The sequence below is a fragment of the Ulvibacterium marinum genome (assembly GCF_003626755.1).
GTDB lineage: Bacteria > Bacteroidota > Bacteroidia > Flavobacteriales > Flavobacteriaceae > Ulvibacterium > Ulvibacterium marinum.
Genome location: NZ_RBCJ01000004.1, coordinates 265,561 through 284,294 on the forward strand (window position 1 = coordinate 265,561; position 18,734 = coordinate 284,294).

20 protein-coding genes are annotated in these 18,734 nt (G+C 41.7%); 12 read left to right on the plus strand and 8 right to left on the minus strand.

What is annotated here, in order from left to right:
* The first annotated feature begins 22 nt into the window (after positions 1 to 22).
* From D7Z94_RS20295 to D7Z94_RS20335, 9 genes are all read left to right on the plus strand, one after another.
* Positions 23 to 1,441 (plus strand): sulfatase family protein, encoded by a 1,419-nt coding sequence (locus D7Z94_RS20295; RefSeq protein ID WP_120713457.1) that lies wholly within the window; start codon positions 23 to 25, stop codon positions 1,439 to 1,441.
* A gap of 85 nt (positions 1,442 to 1,526) precedes the next feature.
* Complete coding sequence (locus D7Z94_RS20300; RefSeq protein ID WP_120713458.1) at positions 1,527 to 2,384, plus strand: Nif3-like dinuclear metal center hexameric protein; 858 nt, start codon at positions 1,527 to 1,529, stop codon at positions 2,382 to 2,384.
* 83 nt (positions 2,385 to 2,467) lie between these two features.
* Positions 2,468 to 3,025, plus strand: coding sequence for a DUF1572 family protein (locus D7Z94_RS20305; protein WP_120713694.1), 558 nt, complete (start codon positions 2,468 to 2,470; stop codon positions 3,023 to 3,025).
* Positions 3,026 to 3,050: 25 nt separating this feature from the next.
* Positions 3,051 to 3,818 (plus strand): hypothetical protein, encoded by a 768-nt coding sequence (locus D7Z94_RS20310; protein WP_120713459.1) that lies wholly within the window; start codon positions 3,051 to 3,053, stop codon positions 3,816 to 3,818.
* Positions 3,818 to 4,840: a phosphotriesterase family protein gene (locus D7Z94_RS20315; protein WP_158594696.1), complete on the plus strand. Its 1,023-nt coding sequence runs from the start codon at positions 3,818 to 3,820 to the stop codon at positions 4,838 to 4,840. Before D7Z94_RS20310 ends, D7Z94_RS20315 begins: the two co-directional genes overlap by 1 nt.
* Before the next feature lie 184 nt (positions 4,841 to 5,024).
* The gene (gene glgP, locus D7Z94_RS20320) at positions 5,025 to 6,680 is read left to right on the plus strand and encodes an alpha-glucan family phosphorylase (protein ID WP_120713461.1); all 1,656 of its coding nucleotides are present in this window, start codon (positions 5,025 to 5,027) and stop codon (positions 6,678 to 6,680) included.
* Positions 6,681 to 6,788: 108 nt separating this feature from the next.
* Positions 6,789 to 7,028 (plus strand): thioredoxin family protein, encoded by a 240-nt coding sequence (locus D7Z94_RS20325; RefSeq protein WP_120713462.1) that lies wholly within the window; start codon positions 6,789 to 6,791, stop codon positions 7,026 to 7,028.
* Positions 7,029 to 7,070: 42 nt separating this feature from the next.
* Positions 7,071 to 7,805, plus strand: coding sequence for a hypothetical protein (locus tag D7Z94_RS20330; RefSeq protein WP_245967266.1), 735 nt, complete (start codon positions 7,071 to 7,073; stop codon positions 7,803 to 7,805).
* 52 nt (positions 7,806 to 7,857) lie between these two features.
* Complete coding sequence (locus D7Z94_RS20335) at positions 7,858 to 8,457, plus strand: MarR family winged helix-turn-helix transcriptional regulator (RefSeq protein ID WP_120713464.1); 600 nt, start codon at positions 7,858 to 7,860, stop codon at positions 8,455 to 8,457.
* A gap of 49 nt (positions 8,458 to 8,506) precedes the next feature.
* Here D7Z94_RS20335 and D7Z94_RS20340 read toward each other — a convergent pair whose 3' ends face one another.
* The 3 genes from D7Z94_RS20340 to gldB form a co-directional block, all read right to left on the minus strand.
* Positions 8,507 to 9,832: an ATP-dependent 6-phosphofructokinase gene (locus tag D7Z94_RS20340; RefSeq protein ID WP_120713465.1), complete on the minus strand. Its 1,326-nt coding sequence runs from the start codon at positions 9,830 to 9,832 to the stop codon at positions 8,507 to 8,509.
* A gap of 135 nt (positions 9,833 to 9,967) precedes the next feature.
* The gene (gldC, locus tag D7Z94_RS20345) at positions 9,968 to 10,303 is read right to left on the minus strand and encodes a gliding motility protein GldC (protein ID WP_120713466.1); all 336 of its coding nucleotides are present in this window, start codon (positions 10,301 to 10,303) and stop codon (positions 9,968 to 9,970) included.
* Positions 10,304 to 10,305: 2 nt separating this feature from the next.
* Positions 10,306 to 11,268: a gliding motility lipoprotein GldB gene (gldB, locus tag D7Z94_RS20350; RefSeq protein WP_120713695.1), complete on the minus strand. Its 963-nt coding sequence runs from the start codon at positions 11,266 to 11,268 to the stop codon at positions 10,306 to 10,308.
* Between the two features lie 89 nt (positions 11,269 to 11,357).
* Between gldB and nadE the strand changes: the two genes are divergently transcribed.
* Positions 11,358 to 12,146 (plus strand): NAD(+) synthase, encoded by a 789-nt coding sequence (gene nadE, locus D7Z94_RS20355; protein WP_120713467.1) that lies wholly within the window; start codon positions 11,358 to 11,360, stop codon positions 12,144 to 12,146.
* A 172-nt stretch (positions 12,147 to 12,318) separates the two neighbouring features.
* Positions 12,319 to 12,948 (plus strand): response regulator, encoded by a 630-nt coding sequence (locus tag D7Z94_RS20360; protein ID WP_120713468.1) that lies wholly within the window; start codon positions 12,319 to 12,321, stop codon positions 12,946 to 12,948.
* A gap of 60 nt (positions 12,949 to 13,008) precedes the next feature.
* Here D7Z94_RS20360 and dnaG read toward each other — a convergent pair whose 3' ends face one another.
* Positions 13,009 to 14,988, minus strand: coding sequence for a DNA primase (dnaG, locus tag D7Z94_RS20365; RefSeq protein WP_120713469.1), 1,980 nt, complete (start codon positions 14,986 to 14,988; stop codon positions 13,009 to 13,011).
* 79 nt (positions 14,989 to 15,067) lie between these two features.
* A complete protein-coding gene (locus D7Z94_RS20370; RefSeq protein ID WP_120713470.1) occupies positions 15,068 to 15,769 on the minus strand; it encodes a DUF4386 domain-containing protein in 702 nt (233 codons plus the stop codon).
* A gap of 73 nt (positions 15,770 to 15,842) precedes the next feature.
* Between D7Z94_RS20370 and D7Z94_RS20375 the strand changes: the two genes are divergently transcribed.
* Positions 15,843 to 16,094: a zinc-ribbon domain-containing protein gene (locus D7Z94_RS20375; RefSeq protein WP_120713471.1), complete on the plus strand. Its 252-nt coding sequence runs from the start codon at positions 15,843 to 15,845 to the stop codon at positions 16,092 to 16,094.
* A 49-nt stretch (positions 16,095 to 16,143) separates the two neighbouring features.
* On the opposite strand, the gene D7Z94_RS20380 is transcribed toward D7Z94_RS20375, so the two are convergent.
* The 3 genes from D7Z94_RS20380 to D7Z94_RS20390 all read right to left on the minus strand — a co-directional run bounded on the left by D7Z94_RS20380 (position 16,144) and on the right by D7Z94_RS20390 (position 18,625).
* Entirely contained in the window at positions 16,144 to 17,211 is a 1,068-nt protein-coding gene (locus tag D7Z94_RS20380) for a porin family protein (RefSeq protein WP_120713472.1), read from the minus strand.
* Positions 17,212 to 17,295: 84 nt separating this feature from the next.
* Positions 17,296 to 18,072 (minus strand): hypothetical protein, encoded by a 777-nt coding sequence (locus tag D7Z94_RS20385; RefSeq protein WP_120713473.1) that lies wholly within the window; start codon positions 18,070 to 18,072, stop codon positions 17,296 to 17,298.
* Positions 18,059 to 18,625, minus strand: coding sequence for an RNA polymerase sigma factor (locus D7Z94_RS20390; protein ID WP_120713474.1), 567 nt, complete (start codon positions 18,623 to 18,625; stop codon positions 18,059 to 18,061). The genes D7Z94_RS20385 and D7Z94_RS20390 overlap by 14 nt, the downstream gene beginning before the upstream one ends.
* Positions 18,626 to 18,734 lie beyond the last annotated feature (109 nt).

The window sequence follows — 18,734 nt, forward strand, 5'->3', positions numbered from 1 at the left end:
TTTGGCTTTTAAAATGAGAAAGATGAAAATACTAGTACAATTGATATTCGTTCTCACCTTGGGCATTTCCTCCTGTACCGCACCTCCTAAAAGACCTAATATCATCCTGGTCATGACCGATGACTTGGGCTGGTATGATGTAGGATTTAATGGGAACACTGTAGTAAAGACCCCTTGGTTGGATTCCCTGGCCTCGCAGGGGATAATTTTGGACCGATTTTACTCCGCTTCTGCGGTCTGCTCCCCCACCCGGGCCAGTGTGCTTACGGGAAGAAATTCGTTGCGGATGCATATTCCCACTGCGAATTCCGGGCATCTAAAGGACGAGGAAATCACCCTTCCCGAACTGCTCAAAAAAGCAGGCTATACCACAGGACACTTTGGTAAATGGCATCTCGGTACCTTGACCCAATCCGTTCTCGATGCCAATCGGGGCGGTCAGGAAAAGTTCCATTCCGATTATAGTATTCCTACCCAACATGGCTATGATAACTACTTTTGTACGGAATCCAAGGTGCCTACCTTTGATCCCATGGTCCTTCCCCTAACCTATGAGGCCGGGGAAAGCAAACGCTATGGTTGGAAAGCCGTCAAACATCCGGATTCCACCCAAGCCTATGGTACGGCTTATTGGACTGGGGAAAATCAAAGGGAGACCCGGAATCTAAAAGGTGATGATTCCAGCATCATTGTAGATCGCGTACTTCCGTTTATTGAAAATGCCCAAGAGGAAAATAAACCGTTCTTTACCACCCTTTGGTTCCATACGCCTCATTTACCCGTTGTTAGCGATAGTGTACATCGAGCCTATTATCTCCAAAGCAATCTGGCCGAACAATTGTATTATGGGACCCTAACGGCTCTGGACGAACAAATGGGAAGATTATGGCAAATGCTGGAAGCCACAGGTGTGGAACAGGAAACCATTCTATTTTTTTGTAGCGACAATGGTCCCGAACGGGGAACGCCCGGAAGTGCCGGTGTTTTTCGGGAACGCAAAAGAAGCCTTCATGAAGGCGGGGTACGGGTTCCGGCCTTTGTCGTTTGGAAAAACGGTCTGGAAGGCGGGGAACGGATGGACTTTCCCATGGTCACCAGTGACTATCTGCCGACCATTCTGGATATTCTGGACATTCCCTTTCCCGATGACAGAGCCCTTGATGGCATAAGCGTTTTAAAGGTATTGGAAGGCAAAGCGGACAAAAGGTCCAATCCTATTGGATTTATCTATGGCTCCCAAATATCCTGGGTAACGGACCAATACAAACTCATTGGTAATCAACAGCTAGAAAATTTGGAACTGTACGATTTGATTCGCGACCCATCGGAAAAAGAAAATGTGATTCAGGAATATCCCAAAATTGGGGAGCAATTGAAAGCGGATTTATCGGCCTGGCTAAACTCTGTTGAAAACAGCAAGAAGGGGATGGATTATCATTGAACAAAATACCTGAAAATTGATGGAATACTCGTAAATTCAAGTTTTAGACATACATTGTATTTTAGACAACAAACGCTTCAAAATTATGAGAACGCTAGTCCACCTTATCCTTATTGGCTTCTTCCCCGCACTGTTTTTTGCACAGGATACCCCGGTTGTCACTTCGGGGGAATTGATCAAGACCATCATCGAAAAAACGGGTTCCGCAGAGGTGCCCAATACCGTTGATGTCATTAAGGAGGGGGATCCGGAAACACCGGTAACGGGTGTAGTTACCTGTATGTTCGCTACCATGGAGGTTTTGCAAGAGGCCGTGGAGAAAAATTGCAACCTCATCATCACCCATGAACCCACCTATTACAACCATTTGGACCAAACCGAACAATTTCAGGAAGATTCCGTTTTCCTGGAGAAACAAAAATTTATCAAAGACCACAAACTGGTCATTTGGCGGTTTCATGACTATATCCATCGTATTCAACCTGATGGTATTGTTACCGGAATGACCGAGAAATTGGGGTGGGAAGAAAATAGGGACGCCGATAACCCCTATAAATTTACCTTTCCCCAAATCACCCTAAAAGAATTGTTGAAGAACATCAAACGGACATTTCCTGAAAACGGTTTTCACGTGGTAGGCAATCCTGAAATGAAACTGTCAACCCTAATGTTCGTTCCTGGGGCATCCGGTAGTAGTGCCCATATTCGGCAATTGCGAAAGAAAGAGGTTGATGTGGTGGTGGCCGGAGAAGTACCTCAATGGGAAACCTATGAATATGTGAGGGATGCCAATACCCAAGGGAGAAAGAAAGCGATCGTGTTCATTGGGCATATTTACTCCGAGGGAAGCGGAATGAAATTTTGTGCCGATTGGATGCGCGAATTTGTTACGGATATTCCGATCCATTATATAGATTGTGGTTCTTCCTACTGGACTTACTGATTCAAAATGGAATAGCCACGCTTTACACTTAGGATTAGGATAGTGCATATTAGAACAGGAAGTTTTAATTTTGCCGGATGCCTATGGAATTGGACTACATACAAAGTGCCATCAAGCAGTTTGAATACTATAAATCCGTTGGGGAACGTACGTTTGACCAGCTCGATGAAGAAGACCTTTTCTGGCAATTCAATGCCGAATCCAATTCCATTGCCATAATCGTCAATCACCTGTGGGGAAACATGAAGTCGCGATGGACCGATTTCCTAACTTCCGATGGGGAAAAAGAATGGCGGAATCGGGATATGGAGTTTGAGTCCGTTATCCATACCAAAACAGAAATGATGACTAAATGGAATGACGGATGGGAATGTCTGTTCAGTGCATTACATTCGGTGAATACGGAAAACTTCAATACCGAAATTTTTATTAGAAATCAGGCACATACCATCGTGGAGGCCATTAATCGGCAACTGGCACATTATGCGTATCATATTGGACAAATTACCTATATCGGGCGAATGGTCAAAGGGAACGCATGGAAAAGCCTGACCATCCCCAAGGGAAAATCGTCCGATTTCAATAAGGCCAAGTTCTCCAAAGGCAAACATGGCGGTCATTTTTCGGACGATGTTAAGTAGCTATTAAAATGAGATTTCAAAAATTATGAGAAAAAACCTGTTCGTTCCAATACTTTTTATCGGCATAGTATTTTCCTGTAAAAGAGAACCTGATTTTTCGAAGACGCTCCAAGAGTACTACGACTTTGGATTACCTAAAATCGAAAGAAAGTGGTCCTATGATGAATTGGAGGGTTCGGCGAAACTCTTAGGAAGGTTGAAAGAAAAGGATTCCCTGCCACTTCCTAAACTGAACAGTAAAAAGTCCGGGAAGTACTTCAAAAGAATAATCTCCGCACTACCACGGCTAACCAATGGCGATTCGCTAAGCTACAAGCGTAAGACCCGGGATTTCTTTTTCTTTCAAAAAATTATAAAACGGTTGGTTTTCGTTTACGGCACTTCCGAAAAAGAACAGGAATACTATAGTAATGAACTGATAGAATTCAATAAGCTTACCCTGGAGGAAGTAGCAAATATGACCCTGCTCTATTACGATACCATCGAACAAGGATCCGTAGACTATGCGGATCAACTGGAAAGTAGTAGTGGACAGTTTCAAAGAAGCGTGCTTACCGTTCTGGAAGCTTCACTTCAAAACCATGAAAGTCATATGAAATACAAATCTGATGACAAAATAGAATTGGCAAGGACATTCTCCGAAAATGTTGCCAAGATTTGGCATCTTATCGATATCGATTCAAAGGAAAAGATTTTGGTGCAAGTAGTTAGTATAGCCGAGCAAAATGAAATAGGCAAAGTGCAAAGCATTTATTCAGATTTCCTAGAAACTATTGAATCCAAAGACCGATGATGTCCAACAACATATGGCATCTGTTAATAATAGGCAGGTTCACATTACCGGCACTACTTTTCATCTTTTTACGGCCAAATCCAATATTGGGTCAGGAAACCATCCCCACGGTAAACGGATCGATCCCTATAGAGCATTTGGGTTTTACTTTGACCCATGAACATATTATGTCCAATTTTGGGAAAGATCAAAGTGAGACATCTCTGTATAATGAAGATGCATTGTTTGAGCAAGTTGTTCCCTACCTAAAGAAACTGAAGTCCTTGGGCGTGAACTCTATTTTTGATTGCACCACGGCCTATTTTGGAAGGCGCATAGACCTATTGCAACATATAAGTGATTCCACAGGTATTCAATTGATTACCAACACCGGTTTTTATGGAGCAGCCAATGATCGCTATATACCTCCATTCGCTTATGAGGTCAGTGCCAAAAAAATCTCAGAAATTTGGATTGCTGAATTTCAAAAGGGCATTGACGGTACGGAGGTAAAACCGGGTTTTATAAAACTGGCCTTTGACGAAGGGGCCCCTTCTGAAATAGATACCAAATTATTTGTTGCCGGTATTTTGACCCATCTGAAAACTGGACTGACCCTTGCCGTGCATACAGGGGACAATCCTGAAGCCGTAGATCAACAACTTAAGCTACTAAAAAAACACAAAGTAAGTCCAAGGGCGTGGGTATGGGTGCATGCCCACAAGGTCGGGGATATAGACCGATTGCTCAAAACGGCCGAACAAGGGGCTTGGATATCATTGGATGGAGCAAACACTTCCAATATAGTCCAATTTACGGAGACCCTAGTCCGGTTTAAATCCCAAAATCTTCTTCATAAAATTTTGCTCTCCCATGATGGTAACGGTTTTCCCCGGGGAGGTGAAATCAGGCAATTTGAAATCATCCCCAAGGCATTGATCCCGGCCCTACTTGCCCACGGCTTTACGAAAAAGGAAATTGATCAAATCATGGTGCAAAATCCCAAAAACGCATTTCGGATAACGGTTAAAAAAACAGATTGACCTTAGGAAGGAATAGGTTCTCTTGGTTCCTATTTTAAATTAGGTTGGTATGTACTCGCACTCCTTTTCTTGGACATATTCGGGCCTATTGCAATGGATTATGGATTGCGATACACATTAACTTTTCGTAAATAAATTGGGTAGAATAGTTTATCCCCCTATTTTTGCGGCAAAAAAGAAATCTATGGTAGCAACGGAAACCCTTTCAAAATATAGTACTTGGCACCATCCCTATACCCCCGCCAAGGAATTCAATAAAAGAACGGCCTACTTTAGCATGGAGTTTGCCATCCATCAAGGTCTTAAAATATACTCAGGTGGACTAGGTTTTCTGGCAGGCTCCCATATGCGATCCGCCTATGATTTAAAGCAGAATATTGTAGGTATCGGTATGTTGTGGAAATATGGGTACTATGATCAGGGAAGAAATAAGGACCAGACCTTACAGACCAATTCCATAGAGAAAAATTACAATTTCCTGGAAGATACCGGATTAGAGGTTGAAGTAGAAATCAATGGCAATTCCTCTGTAAAGGTAAGGGCCATGGTATTAAGACCGGATACGTTCCGCTCCGCACCTATCTATCTTTTGACTACCGATGTGGAAGGCAACGATTATCTATCCAGGACCATTACGGATTATTTGTACGATGCCAATGAGCAGACCCGTGTTGCCCAAAGTATTGTGTTAGGTATCGGTGGTGCCAAAATCGTTGAGCTTTTGGGAGGTACGGATGTCTATCATCTTAATGAAGGTCATGCCCTGCCCGCTTTCTATTATTTGAGAGATCGAGGTATAAAAAAATCGCAAATGGTCTTTACCACCCATACTCCGGAAAAAGGGGGAAATGAAGAGCGCGATGGATATCATTTAAATCATTTTGGGTTCTTTGGACGAACACTTTCCGAACCCGAACTTCAAAAGGAAATGGTGAACGGGAATATGATCAACTATACCATATCCGCCCTACGGATGGCGAAAAAGGCAAATGCGGTGTCCAAATTGCACGCCAAAGTGTCCAAGGCCATGTGGAACGGACATGGTGGTGCAAACAAGATTATTCCCATAACCAATGCCCAAAACCTAGAATTTTGGCAGGACAAAGATTTCCAAAAGGCTTGGAAAAAGAAAGATACCAAAGCTTTTGTTAAACGAAAAATAGCCCTTAAAAAAGAGCTTTTCGAGCTAGTTTTGGACCAAACGGGAAAACTTTTTGACCCGAAAATATTGACCATTGTATGGGCAAGGCGCTTTGCAGGGTACAAAAGGGCCGATTTGTTGTTGTACGATATGCAACGGTTTCAGAATATCCTGAAAAACCAGAATTATCCCGTACAGATTATTTGGGCCGGAAAACCTTATCCCATGGACTTTTCTGCTATCGACACTTTCAATCATTTGGTAAGTTTCAGCAAAAATGTGTCGAATTTAGCGGTATTGACCGGGTATGAGATAGAGCTCTCCAAAAAGCTCAAAACAGGTTCCGATGTTTGGCTGAATACCCCTAGGATAACCAGGGAGGCCTCGGGTACCAGTGGAATGACCGCGGCCATGAACGGCTCCGTTAACCTAACGACCAATGATGGGTGGATTCCGGAATTTGCCAAGGATGAGAAAAATAGTTTTGTACTACCCGAATTGGAACACACGTTACCCATAGAGGAGCAGGACAAATTGGATAGTCAGCACCTGTATGCAGTTTTAGAGGATAAAGTACTACCCATTTACTATGAGAAACCGGAGGTTTGGCAGGAAATCGTTTTCCAAGCCATTACGGATGTAGTCCCGGAATTTACAAGCGAAAGGATGGCTCGCCAGTACTACAAAGAGCTGTATTAAACATTGTTAAAGCGAAGAATGAACAAAAAATCCAAAAATTATTCTATTTAGTTAGTTTAACTTACTATATTTGACCTGGCAATAGTGCCATAACTAAAATTCATAAAAATGAAAAAAGTAACATTTTACCACGCAGGTTGTCCCGTTTGTGTAAGTGCCGAACAGGAATTTTTAAACTTGGTAGATACTACCTCCGTAGATGTAAACATTGTCCATTTAGGAGAACAAAAGGACAAAATTTCAACTGCTGAACGTGCAGGTGTCCAATCCGTTCCCGCTTTGGTATTGGATAATGGCCATGTATTGCACATTAACCATGGTGCTACCTTGGAAGAGGTACGGTCTTAAAAAATTTGAGTTATATTGTTAGTTTAACTAATTATTTAAGGAATGAAACTTATATACATAGTATGCGGACTAGTTTTTGGTACAATGGTCTGTAAAGGTCAGGTGATGAACGAATCTGCTGAATTCAAGGATTCGGAAAACCTGATGATCCAAAGTGCATCCGTTCTGCATGACACCGAATTGCAGCAATTGATATTTACGATAACGGTAAAGGGCCTTGCCGGGGTCAGTGTTCCTGAAAAAGTAGGTCAGATGGACGGCGCTCCGGTTTTAGGGTATGTCTTTCCGACCAACCTCTCCTCTACGGACGTTGGATTTTCCCAAACGGATGGCATTGTAGCATTGGCGTTGACCTCCCATCCCGATTTTGATGATACGCCTCTTTGGGATGAAAATGCAAATGCCATTTATGATGACGATGGGGTGGTTTGGCATCCCCATTGGGTCATCTTAAAGGAAGATAAGCGTGTCACCGGTGGATTGAGTGTAAAACAGTTCCAGAAGGAAGATCCAAAGGTAAAACTGCCTCCTACCAATCCGGGTATGCCCATGTATATGGATTCCCCGGGTTTTCCTGTAATTACCAAAGGAAAAACCATAAAAGTGGTTGTTCCCCTTTACCGGATGAACCACCGTAAACAATTTAATTATGATGCGGTTACTGCATATATGCAGGTCAATACCTCAAAGATGGATGCTCCCTTGTTAGGTGTGTATTCCGTATACAGTATAGCTTCGGGAGACCTATCCTTGCCCTATACAGTATCCAACAACTAGTTTTTGCCCCAGGTAGTTAGGTAAACTAATTTCTTGGGGCTATTTTTGTTTCATGGAGACTTTTGACCCAGAATACCAAAACCAAAATATTGAGGGCAAGATCGTGGTTGCCCTGGAGCGTATTTCCGAGGCCTTCAAAGTCTTACTTTGGCAAAAAGGCAAGGAAAATCAGCTTACACCCATCCAATTGCAAATCTTGTTGTTTGTCAATTTCCATTTACCTGAGAAGTGCAAGGTCAATTATTTGGCCAAAGAATTCAATGTAACCAAGGCTACAATTAGTGAATCCATACGGCTATTGTTGAAAAAGGATCTCATTCTTAAAGAGACCGACCCTTCCGATACCCGAAGTTACTTTATCTACCTTACCGAAAAAGGAAAGGCCACAGTGCTAAGGACAAGTTCTTTTGCCCAGGCCATTGAAAAACCTATCCACTCCTTCTCCGAGGATCAAAAAAAGATACTATTCCAAAGCCTATTACAACTTATCGAAAAACTGAATAAAGCGGACGTCGTCAATGTGCAGCGTATGTGTACCTCCTGTCGCTTTTATGAATCCGGATCGGAAAACGATTATTGCAGATTGCTGGAAGAGAAGCTCTACCAAACGGATTTACGCATCGATTGTCCCGAACATCAAACGGTATTGTAGCTTTTCATGTAATCCGTTCCCTAAATTTAGGTAAACCCCTAAAAACTTGTTAACCCATTAGAAAGGGTTGACCCGTACTTTCCAATACGGCGAACCAAAATTCCCCCTCCAAGTCTATTTTCTTACGTCTACTGGTGACTTCGGATATGGGCAAATACACGAATTTATTGTTCAACCTACCCACAACGAATTTCGTCTTTCCCGCCATTGCCCCATGAATGGCGTAATGGGCCAACCTGCTACAAAAAATACTGTCGCCTGCATTGGCCGGGGCACTACGGATAATATAACTGGGATCTATATATTTAATGGTGACCTGCTTATCCATGGTCTTGAAATAGTTTCCTATTTCCGATTTTAGGAACGGGCCTATATCCTTGTGTTTTACATTGCCCGAGGCGTCCTTGGTTTCCGCACCATCCTCCGCAAAGAGATGTTGACCCGCACCTTCGGCTACCACAATGACCGCGTGATGTTTTGTCTCCAACCGATCTCTAAGGCTTTCCAAAAAACCGTTTTCACCATGTAATTGGAATTCCATTTCCGGCACCAGGACAAAATTTACCACGGGCATGGACATGGCGGCACAGGCCGCAATAAAACCGCTATCCCTTCCCATTAATTTTACGATCGAAACCCCGTTGTAAGCGCCCGTGGCTTCATTATGGGCATCCCGAATAATGGGACTGGCCATGTCAAAAGCCGTTTCAAACCCAAAGGATTTGTCTATTAAATTAATGTCATTGTCAATGGTCTTGGGAATGCCGACTACTGAAATTTTTAGACCTCGTTTTTGAATTTCCTCACCTATGGCATTGGCCCCTTTTAAAGTTCCGTCACCGCCAATGGCAAAAAGCATATCCACCTGATTATCTTCCAGGGTATCCACCATATCGGAAACACTCTGGCCCCCTCGTGATGAGCCCAAAACCGTACCCCCGAACTCATGAATGTCCTTTACAACATCGGGCGTCAAATGCTTTAGTTTATGTCCATAGGAAGGAATAAGCCCTTCGTAACCATAAGGTATGCCCAATATGTTCTTTACCCCATAAAAGTAATAGAGCCCCATGACCAAGCTACGGATAACGTTATTGATACCGGGACATAGTCCTCCACAGGTAACGATGGCAGCCGTGGTTTTTGGAGGATCGAACAATAACTTTTCCCGAGGACCGGCCTTCTGCAGGCAAAGGGGTTCATCATTTTCGGTCACACATCTATTAAATTCGCTTAGGGAAATGTTATAGAGCAGTCGATCTTTGTCCTGGACAAAATTAAAAACTTTATCACCCTTTGTCTTACTCAAATGAAGTGGGGAGGGGAAAGTTGCCGTTCCCAAGTTTTCAATATCAAATTTTTTAGTGGAAGCCATAAAAAGTCTCGCTTTACTAGCATTTAGGACGTTAAATTTAAGGCTAAATCCATGAGATAAACAATGAAATTTGGGTGAAATGCCAAATGTTCATAAACCTACCGTATCAAATAGCAATACACCAACAAATGAAGTCTATTTTTTTAATTCCAGTTTTTCCGCAAAGTAGTCGCAGAAATCTTTCATAGTGGCCGTCATTTTTTCATCCTGTGTCGCTTTCATAAAAGTATCCGACAAGGAAACCAAAGTTTGATGAAAAAAAATCTTCATCTCATCCACAGGCATATCCTTGGTCCAAAGATCAATCTTTAGCGATTCCTTATTCTTACTGTCCCAAACCGACAGTAACATAGCCTTGGCCTCCTCATTATGGATACCTCCATCCTGTGCCGACCAGGAGAGTTCCTCTGGAACCCGGTTTTCATCCAGCCCTACTTTTAGTGTAATTTCCGAAGTGTGGAGTTTAGGCATAATTATTTTTTGGGTTTGTAGTTACTTTTTTTGAATATTTCCTCAGCTGGCAAACTGAGCATCTGTTGTAGGGAAACCTCGTTCCGTTCCATAAAGGCCCGTACAATCTGCCAACCCAAATAGCGGCCTATACGTCCCGGGGACTCATTGTCCAATTCCAACCCGAACTTGGAGAAAGGCGCGGAATCCAGAAAACGTAGGCCTAGTTTATTATCCGTGGCATAGAGCAACTCACGTTCAATAAAATAGCGCCACATGGGCTCTTCGTTAAGATGTGCCCAGTCCAATTCTTCTTGGGAATAGCCAATGCGCTGGGCCTCCGATAAAAATGGAATCAGCCTGTCCTTTACATATAATTCCTTCCCATAATAGACCACTTGGGCCAAAAAGGTCCGGTCATCCGGCCTGGGCACCACTCGCTTTGCAAAAGCACTGGCTACATCACTTACCAAATACTTTTTATCCATACCCGCTGAAATGTAGTTGGATATGCGCTCGTAGAACTTATGTCCTGGGCCCAGGTAGTTATCGAGTCCTAATAAAAGCAAGCTATCTGTAAGAATGACACGGTTCTCGTAATCCACGTCGGACGTAACCGTAACGATTTTAGGAATATTGAACCGGGGAAAATAATATTTAATATGTTTAAAGAGTAGTTCTAAATCGGCTTCTTCTTGTTCGAAGTTGGAAAATTCATGGTCTACTTCCTCTAAAAGTTCTATTTGAATAGTATCCTTTAATTTAGCTACCCATACGCTATCCGAATATTGAGCAGGAAAGAGATAGGGATATGTCTTTTTGAGCAGTGGCAAATCCGATGGTTCCGCCTTGGCAAATTCTTGGTCAAAACGGGAGATTTCTAAATTTAGGTCTATTTTATTGACCGCCTCCGTGATTTTTGCATTGTCATTACAGCCTAAAAGAAGGGAAGAAATTAAGAAAAGGGTAAAAATGTACTTTCCCATATGAAGTAATCCTGTTTCCATTTTCTTTTTAGACATCTAGGCTTTATTTTTATCGGGCAAAGTTAATCGTTTCGTTAATAAAGAACAGCATGCAGACCGAAAAGGTAATAATCCATATTGTACAGTGGTTAAAGGATTATGCTACAAATGCCAAAATGAAGGGTTTTGTAATTGGTGTATCTGGAGGTATAGACTCCGCCGTAACATCCACCTTATGTGCCAAAACAGGCCTAGATGTTTTATGTCTGGAAATGCCCATCCATCAATCCTCAAAACAGGTGAGCAGGGCAAACAACCATATTGACTGGTTGCAGGAGCATTATTCCAATGTGCAAAGACAACCGGTAAACCTTACGTTGGTATTCGATAGTCTTATTAAGGCACTTCCGGATGTGGCCGATGAAGAAAGTCGTTTTATGTCATTGGCCAATACCCGCGCACGCCTACGCATGACCACCTTATACTATTTTGCGGCCTTAAAGGGTTATTTGGTGGCAGGCACAGGTAATAAGGTTGAGGATTTTGGAGTAGGCTTCTATACCAAATATGGGGATGGTGGAGTGGATTTAAGTCCCATTGCTGATTTATTGAAAACGGAAGTCTATGAAATTGCAAATTACTTGGGCGTTAACGAGGAAATTATCCAAGCGGCCCCAACGGATGGCCTGTGGGGCGACAACAGAACTGATGAAGATCAAATAGGCGCTTCCTATCCAGAATTGGAATGGGCTATGAAAATGGATGATGAAGGAAAGGTAGTGACTGACTTTTCTGGCCGTGAAAAGGAAGTTTTTACTATATTTAAGAAATTAAACTCGGCCAATCAACATAAAATGAAGCCGATACCCGTATGTGATATTCCGGAAATGTTAAAATAAACCACTCAACTAATAATCAAGTAGATAAATCGAATAATATTCAAAAAATAAGGCTTTTTAATAAAAAAAAACCATTTTTGTTTACGAATTCAGATAATTAAACCTTACATTGCATGTCAGTTTTTTTGGACTTCTGCATATTTGGGTATATTTATAGACTAAAACTAGCGAAATGATCAAAGTATTAATTGCTGACAACCACCCTATCATTCGGATGGGTGTAAAACATGTATTGGAATCTGCCTCAGGTTTTGAGGTAGTTGAAGATGTTTCCACTACATCCGAGCTTTTTGAAAAACTGGAACGAATTACCCCTGATGTCGTTATGCTGGAAATGGATATTCCAGAAATAAACGGCATCGCTACCTTGCGAAGGATTAAGAAAGAGTATCCCGATGTGAAAGTGTTGATGTACAGCGGGCAGTCCGAAGACGTATACGCACTGAGTAGCATTAGGGCCGGTGCATTCGGTTATTTATCAAAAGCCTCGGATATAGATTATATTATTTCCGCAGTGCGAAAAGTAAGCGAGGGGAATATGTTCATCACCAATGAACTTGCTCAAAGGCTGGCATTTGACGAAGGAACTCAAAGACCAAGGAGGTTCTTTAGGAAACTTTCTACCCGAGAGGTGGAAGTTCTTAAACTATTGGCCAGCGGAAAACGAAATAAAGATGTTGCCATTGGCCTTAACTTAAACGAAAAGACCGTAAGTACCTATAAGGCACGTTTAATGAAAAAGTTGAATGTGGATAACATGGTAGACCTTTTACAACAGGCCAAGGCTTTAGAATTGTATTAGAGAGCGGTAAACATCTATAACAGAGGCCCCAAAAGGAAAACTTTTGGGGCCTCTGTTTTTTTATGATAGTACCCGATTCAATTTTTTATTCAGCAATTTGTTCAATTGCAGGTAGTTCATAATTTCCTCCAAGGTCTCATTATTGTTACCGTTATTTTCATGGGTATTGTTCTGAAGGGCCTCCATCCGTTTTTTGATCAAATAACATCGTAAGGTCAAAATGGTCTCGCTGACCAATTGGCCCACTCCGGTCTTTTTATCCTTAGGGTAGATGTCCTTTCGCTCCCAATTATGTAGGGCGTACTTTTCCTCTTCCATGAGTATGGATGAAATCTCTTCTACCATTTTCTGATCAAGATCCGAGATAAAAGTACGTATTGAAAAATCCTCATTTTCATTTAACTGTTCTATCAATTTGTAGTAGATGTTTCGAAACTGTTCGTTGGTGAGTTCTATTTCATCTTCCTGAAGGTCCAAATAAATCTTTTCATAGACCTTGGCCTCCAAGGACTCCGGTTCCAATATCAAATCGCCCTCCTCGTTTTCCTTTAGGACCAAATCCTCAAACTCTTGCTGGTCGTTCCCATACAGCAAAAGCATTTCAATAATCTTCCGTTCCAACTCATATTGTACATCTACCTTTTCAACCGTAACCTGATTTTTTACAACATCAAAGGCCTTTTGTTCCGGTTTGGCCTTTTTTGCGGCATCAGCCACCTCTTTTTTACCGATTTGGGCCAACGTACTGAACAGAACGTTCTCGGAAACGTTCATAATCTGGGCGCATTCCTGAATATAGATCTCCCGTTTTATGGCATCAGGGATCTTTGCTATGCTATTGACAATATCCCGAACCGTCTCTGCCCTTTTTATGGGATCATTGGAAGCTTCTTCGGCCAATAAATTTGCCTTAAATTGAATGAAGTCCTTGGCGTTTTCCTGCAAGTATTGCAAGACCTCCTCCAACTCATTGTTCTTAGCAAAACTATCTGGATCTTCACCCTCCGGAAAGGTACAGATCTTTACATTCATACCCTGCTCCAAAATCAAATCGATACCGCGTAGGGAAGCTCTTAATCCCGCGGCATCCCCATCGAACAGAACAGTGATGTTTTTGGTGAGCCGATTGATCAAACGGATCTGTTCCGGAGTAAGGGCGGTACCACTAGAGGACACCACATTGCGAATGCCCCTTTGATAAAACTGAATAACATCTGTATAGCCCTCTACCAGATAGCAATTATCTTCTTTGGCGATGGCTTGTTTGGCGAAGTAAATGCCATAAAGCACTTTGCTCTTATGATAAATTTCACTTTCGGGCGAGTTTAAGTATTTGGCCGCTTTTTTATCATTGGTTAAAATACGCCCCCCAAAACCAAGAACTCGCCCACTCATGGAATGGATTGGGAACATGACCCGTCCCTTAAATCGATCAAATTTTTTGGGAGTATTAGGGTTTTGGGCATCTTCTTTAACAATGGTCAATCCGGTCTTTTCCAAATACCCCAACTTATACCCATTTTCAAGGGCAGCTTTGGTAAATCCGTCCCATTGATCCAGACAATAGCCCAAACAGAATTTTTTAATAGTCTCATCGGTAAAGCCACGTTCCTTGAAATAGCTTAGCCCTATAGCCTTGCCCAATTCCGATTCCCAGAGCATTTCCGAAAAGTGTTTCTGGGCAAATTCGGAAACCAGATACATGCTTTCACGTTCATTGGCCTCTGCCTTCTGTTCGTCTGTGCGCTCGGTTTCCTCTACTTCGATATTGTATTTTTTGGCCAAGTATTTTATGGCCTCAGGATAGGTAAAATGCTCGTGTTCCATTAAAAAGGCCACAACATTGCCTCCCTTACCGCTGCTAAAGTCTTTCCAAATCTGTTTTACCGGTGAAACCATAAAGCTCGGAGTACGCTCATCGGTAAAGGGACTCAGTCCTTTGAAGTTGGAGCCCGACTTCTTTAACTGCACAAAATCACCGATGACCTCTTCCAAACGGGCGGTCTCGTATACTTGGTCTATGGTAGATTTTGAAATCAAGGCAAAATAAGTCTAGCAGGCAAATATAGCCCGTATCCATAAATATAAGCTAAAATGTAGCTTTATAAAAGTCGACCTTTTATTTGCCCTGTGGAACTTTAGCCACCTGCATTCCCACAGTCAAAAGCCATAGGCAAATACCAATTTCCCCAATGGCAGAAGGAAGACCTACAATTGTAGCCCCCAAAGTATCTCCATAACTTTCACAAAGAAAATAACCCAAAAAATCAATGAGATATCCGAAGCAGCCCAACATCAACATGATTCCCAAAAATTTCGGAAGAAATCCTGATTGGTACACCAAATACCCAAAGGGAAACAACCATAGTCCCCAAAATATGTGGGCCACCAAATCTCCATTGTTACTGGATTTTAGAAGTAGCATTACTTTTGCATATAGCTCGTCCGAATTAAAAGCCTTCAAGGATTCCGGATCATGAATCAAAGTAAGTACATCTATTTTGTACGCTATACTAATATATGAAATGGGCACGCTGACAAGGGCTAGGACCACCATTAGCACTGCATGATTTTTGTTGACCTCCTGAAACAATTTGTACAAAGTCAGCGGTAGGAATATAAAACATGTAAAGCATACCAAACCACTTAGTATCCCCAATCGGAAAAGGTTTTCTGAGGCCTTGATATTTTCAACGGTCCTCCCTGCATTGTCCCAAACAATAAGTTCCGAGGGTACATAAAGTAAACTAAACATGCCGCTTAATATGAGAACGAGGTAAAATGCCCCGGCAATTCTTGCCGTTTTTTTAGTAGATTCCATTTGCCACTATTTTTATTTACTTGCTAAATCAATTTGTTATTCTTCCAATATCTTTGTTGAAGATTCTTGTGTTATGATACTTTTTTTTGGTACTCGTCCTGGAAAAACCAAACTAAAAAGCCTGTCAGGTGTTCGGTGCCCTCATTGTGATCAGACCGGAACTTTGACCGTTTCCATAGTTTCAAACTATTTTCATTTGTTTTGGATTAAGCTATTTAAAATTTCCACTTCAAAAATTGCGGAATGCTCCCATTGCAAACGTGTTTATTATAGGAATGAATTTACCTTGGAAATGGAAAATGCCATGGGTATGAATCAAGAATGAACGGTTAAGATCCGCCTCGGATAAAAGAGGCGAACCTTATTTCACCTCGTCACAAGTCGCACCGAAGGCCCAAAGAAATGTTTCGTTGCTCTACTATAGCATCTTTAAAAATCGGGTTCAAATCGTATTTTATATAGAGCAGTACGCTATCGAACCCAGCATAGGCGCTAAGCCCGTACACAAAATTTGTAGTATTATATCCCCTTTTCAGCTTGTCTTTTACATTTTCCCCAGCTCGGTCGTATTTCAACTTTTGGCGGGTACCCAAATTAAATCCTCCATACCCACCAATACCCAGTCGAAATTGGTTTTGCACGGAGTATCGAATGGTATTTTCCGTTTGCCTAAACCTCGATGGGCCAAATTCAAAATGAACGGGAAAAACCAGATTGTCCATACGGAATTTTGATTTTCTAAGCTCAAATTCAAATTCCTGCAACTCTGCTTGACCTTCATCATTGATGACAAAATATTGATTGTCCTTGGGTTTTAGACCGTTGAATTGAAAGGAAAGTCCATAGGTGAAGCGCATAAAATTAGAGTTATCGAAAACTCTCGTACGCCATACCCATCCCATTTCAAAAAATCGGCTCCCCCCCATTTTATAGGGTGAATCGTCAAGGGATTGACCATCTATAATGGCATTGTTAAATCCTACAGCGATTACTGGATCGGAATATGTACGACGGTCATATTTTGGAGGTTTATTATTCTTCTCGAAAACATGCCATGGTTTCCCATCTACGTTAATGCTGATTCCCGTTCCATCATCAATAATGGAAAAGCCTTTTTCCTCCTCGAGCACAGCACCCTGATTACGTTGCAAAAGGGCAATTTTGTTATCGATAATGGCATGTTTGTTTTCAATATTCAATGCTCTTAATTTTGCGGCATTTTCCTTTAGGACCCTTGCTTCTTCCGCTGTTAGGTTGCCATTATCCAATCTTCTGTTAATCTCCTCCACCTCTAATTTTAAGGCTTCCTTTTCTTGTTGGGTAATCTTGATCTTTTGCTCTTTCAGAGCTTCAATTTTTTCCTCATTCCATTCCTGGGCGACAACATGGTTCATAACCAAGGAAACTAGAATTAAGGTCAAATAAAAAACAATGGTTCTCATACTTGTTTGTTTTTGAAATGTCCCTCCCCTGTCTCCCCGACAGTTGCGGGGAGAGAAGAAGGAAATCTATTAATGATTGATGAATTAATTATTCCGGTCCGCTACGGCCGTGCGCACCTTCATAAAACCGGTTTTTAATTTTTCGAAAATCTGATCCCTAAAGGATTGATCTAGCTCATCCTCTACCTGCGTCAACAGGGCCATGGCATCCACCCTTCCATTATCCCGGAAAAGCTTTTCAGCAATTATTTCCCGTTGTGCCTTCTGCAACAGCGAATCTAACTCGGAATCCGAGACTGTTCTATTTTTTTGTTCCAATACATCTACCCGCGCCACGACTTCCGCTATTTTGGTATTAATGATATCTTCCGAATCTTTACTTAAAATTTCACTTTCAACTTCTTTGTCTCCCTGTGTATTTGTGGAAACCATACTTGTTTTTACATCCTCCAAGGTTTTTTTCTTGATTGTTTTCTGTTCGTTTGGAAAATTCACGGATTCTTCCAAAGACTTTTCTACGACCAAATCCTCATTCGTATCGACTACCCTATTCCCCTCTCCGAAGGTCTTTTCATCCGTTGCTTTTTTTAACGTATCCTCAACTTTGTCATTTTCACTATCCGTATTTACGATTTCAATATCAGGATTCACCATAGGTCTTTGAGAGCCCAAATACACCAAAGAGACTATCAAAAGACCCATAAAACTCGCTGCAACACCATACCAAAGAAAACGATTTGATTTTGGTCTTGGAGCTCCTTCCAAACGATCGACCACCTTTTGCCAGGCCTGGGATGATGGTTGTAGTTCCCTTTGCTCCAATTGTTTTTTGATATGCTTTTCAAAATTATTCGGTTCCATATCCTATGATATTTTGTTTCTTTAAACTCTGTTGCAATAATTTCCTGGCCTTGAATAGTTGTGATTTTGAAGTACTCTCCGTAATGGAAAGCATTTCAGCTATCTCTTGATGCTTGTACCCTTCTACCGCGTACAGTACAAAAACGGTCCTATAGCCTTCCGGTAGGGCATCGATCATGGTTTGTATATATTCGATGTCCAATTTTGAAGAGGCATCAGAGACGGATTTTCCACCATGCCTTTCGTATACCGTATCATCATAGACTACAAATTGTTGTTTCCGTAAATAGGAAATACTCTCCCTAATCATGATTTTTTTTATCCATCCTTCAAAACTGCCTTGGTGACGGAAAGTTTCGAGACCTTGAAAAACCTTAACAAAACCATTGACCATAACGTCTTCCGCAAATTGCAGGTCTTTAATGTATCTTCTACATACCCCGAGCATTTTGGGTGCAAATTTTTCATAAAGGCGTTGTTGCGCATCCCGATTGCCGGAGGCTGCCCTTTCTATAAGCTGCTTTTCGTTTTTATAAAAAGAAATGATTTTCAATTTTATAAAAGGGGTTTTTGGTTGTCTACTATTTCTATAGACGATTTAGTAAAGGAAAACGTTGCCTGGAAAGTTGATTTTTTTTTTGAGGTCTTTCATGCAAGGCCCT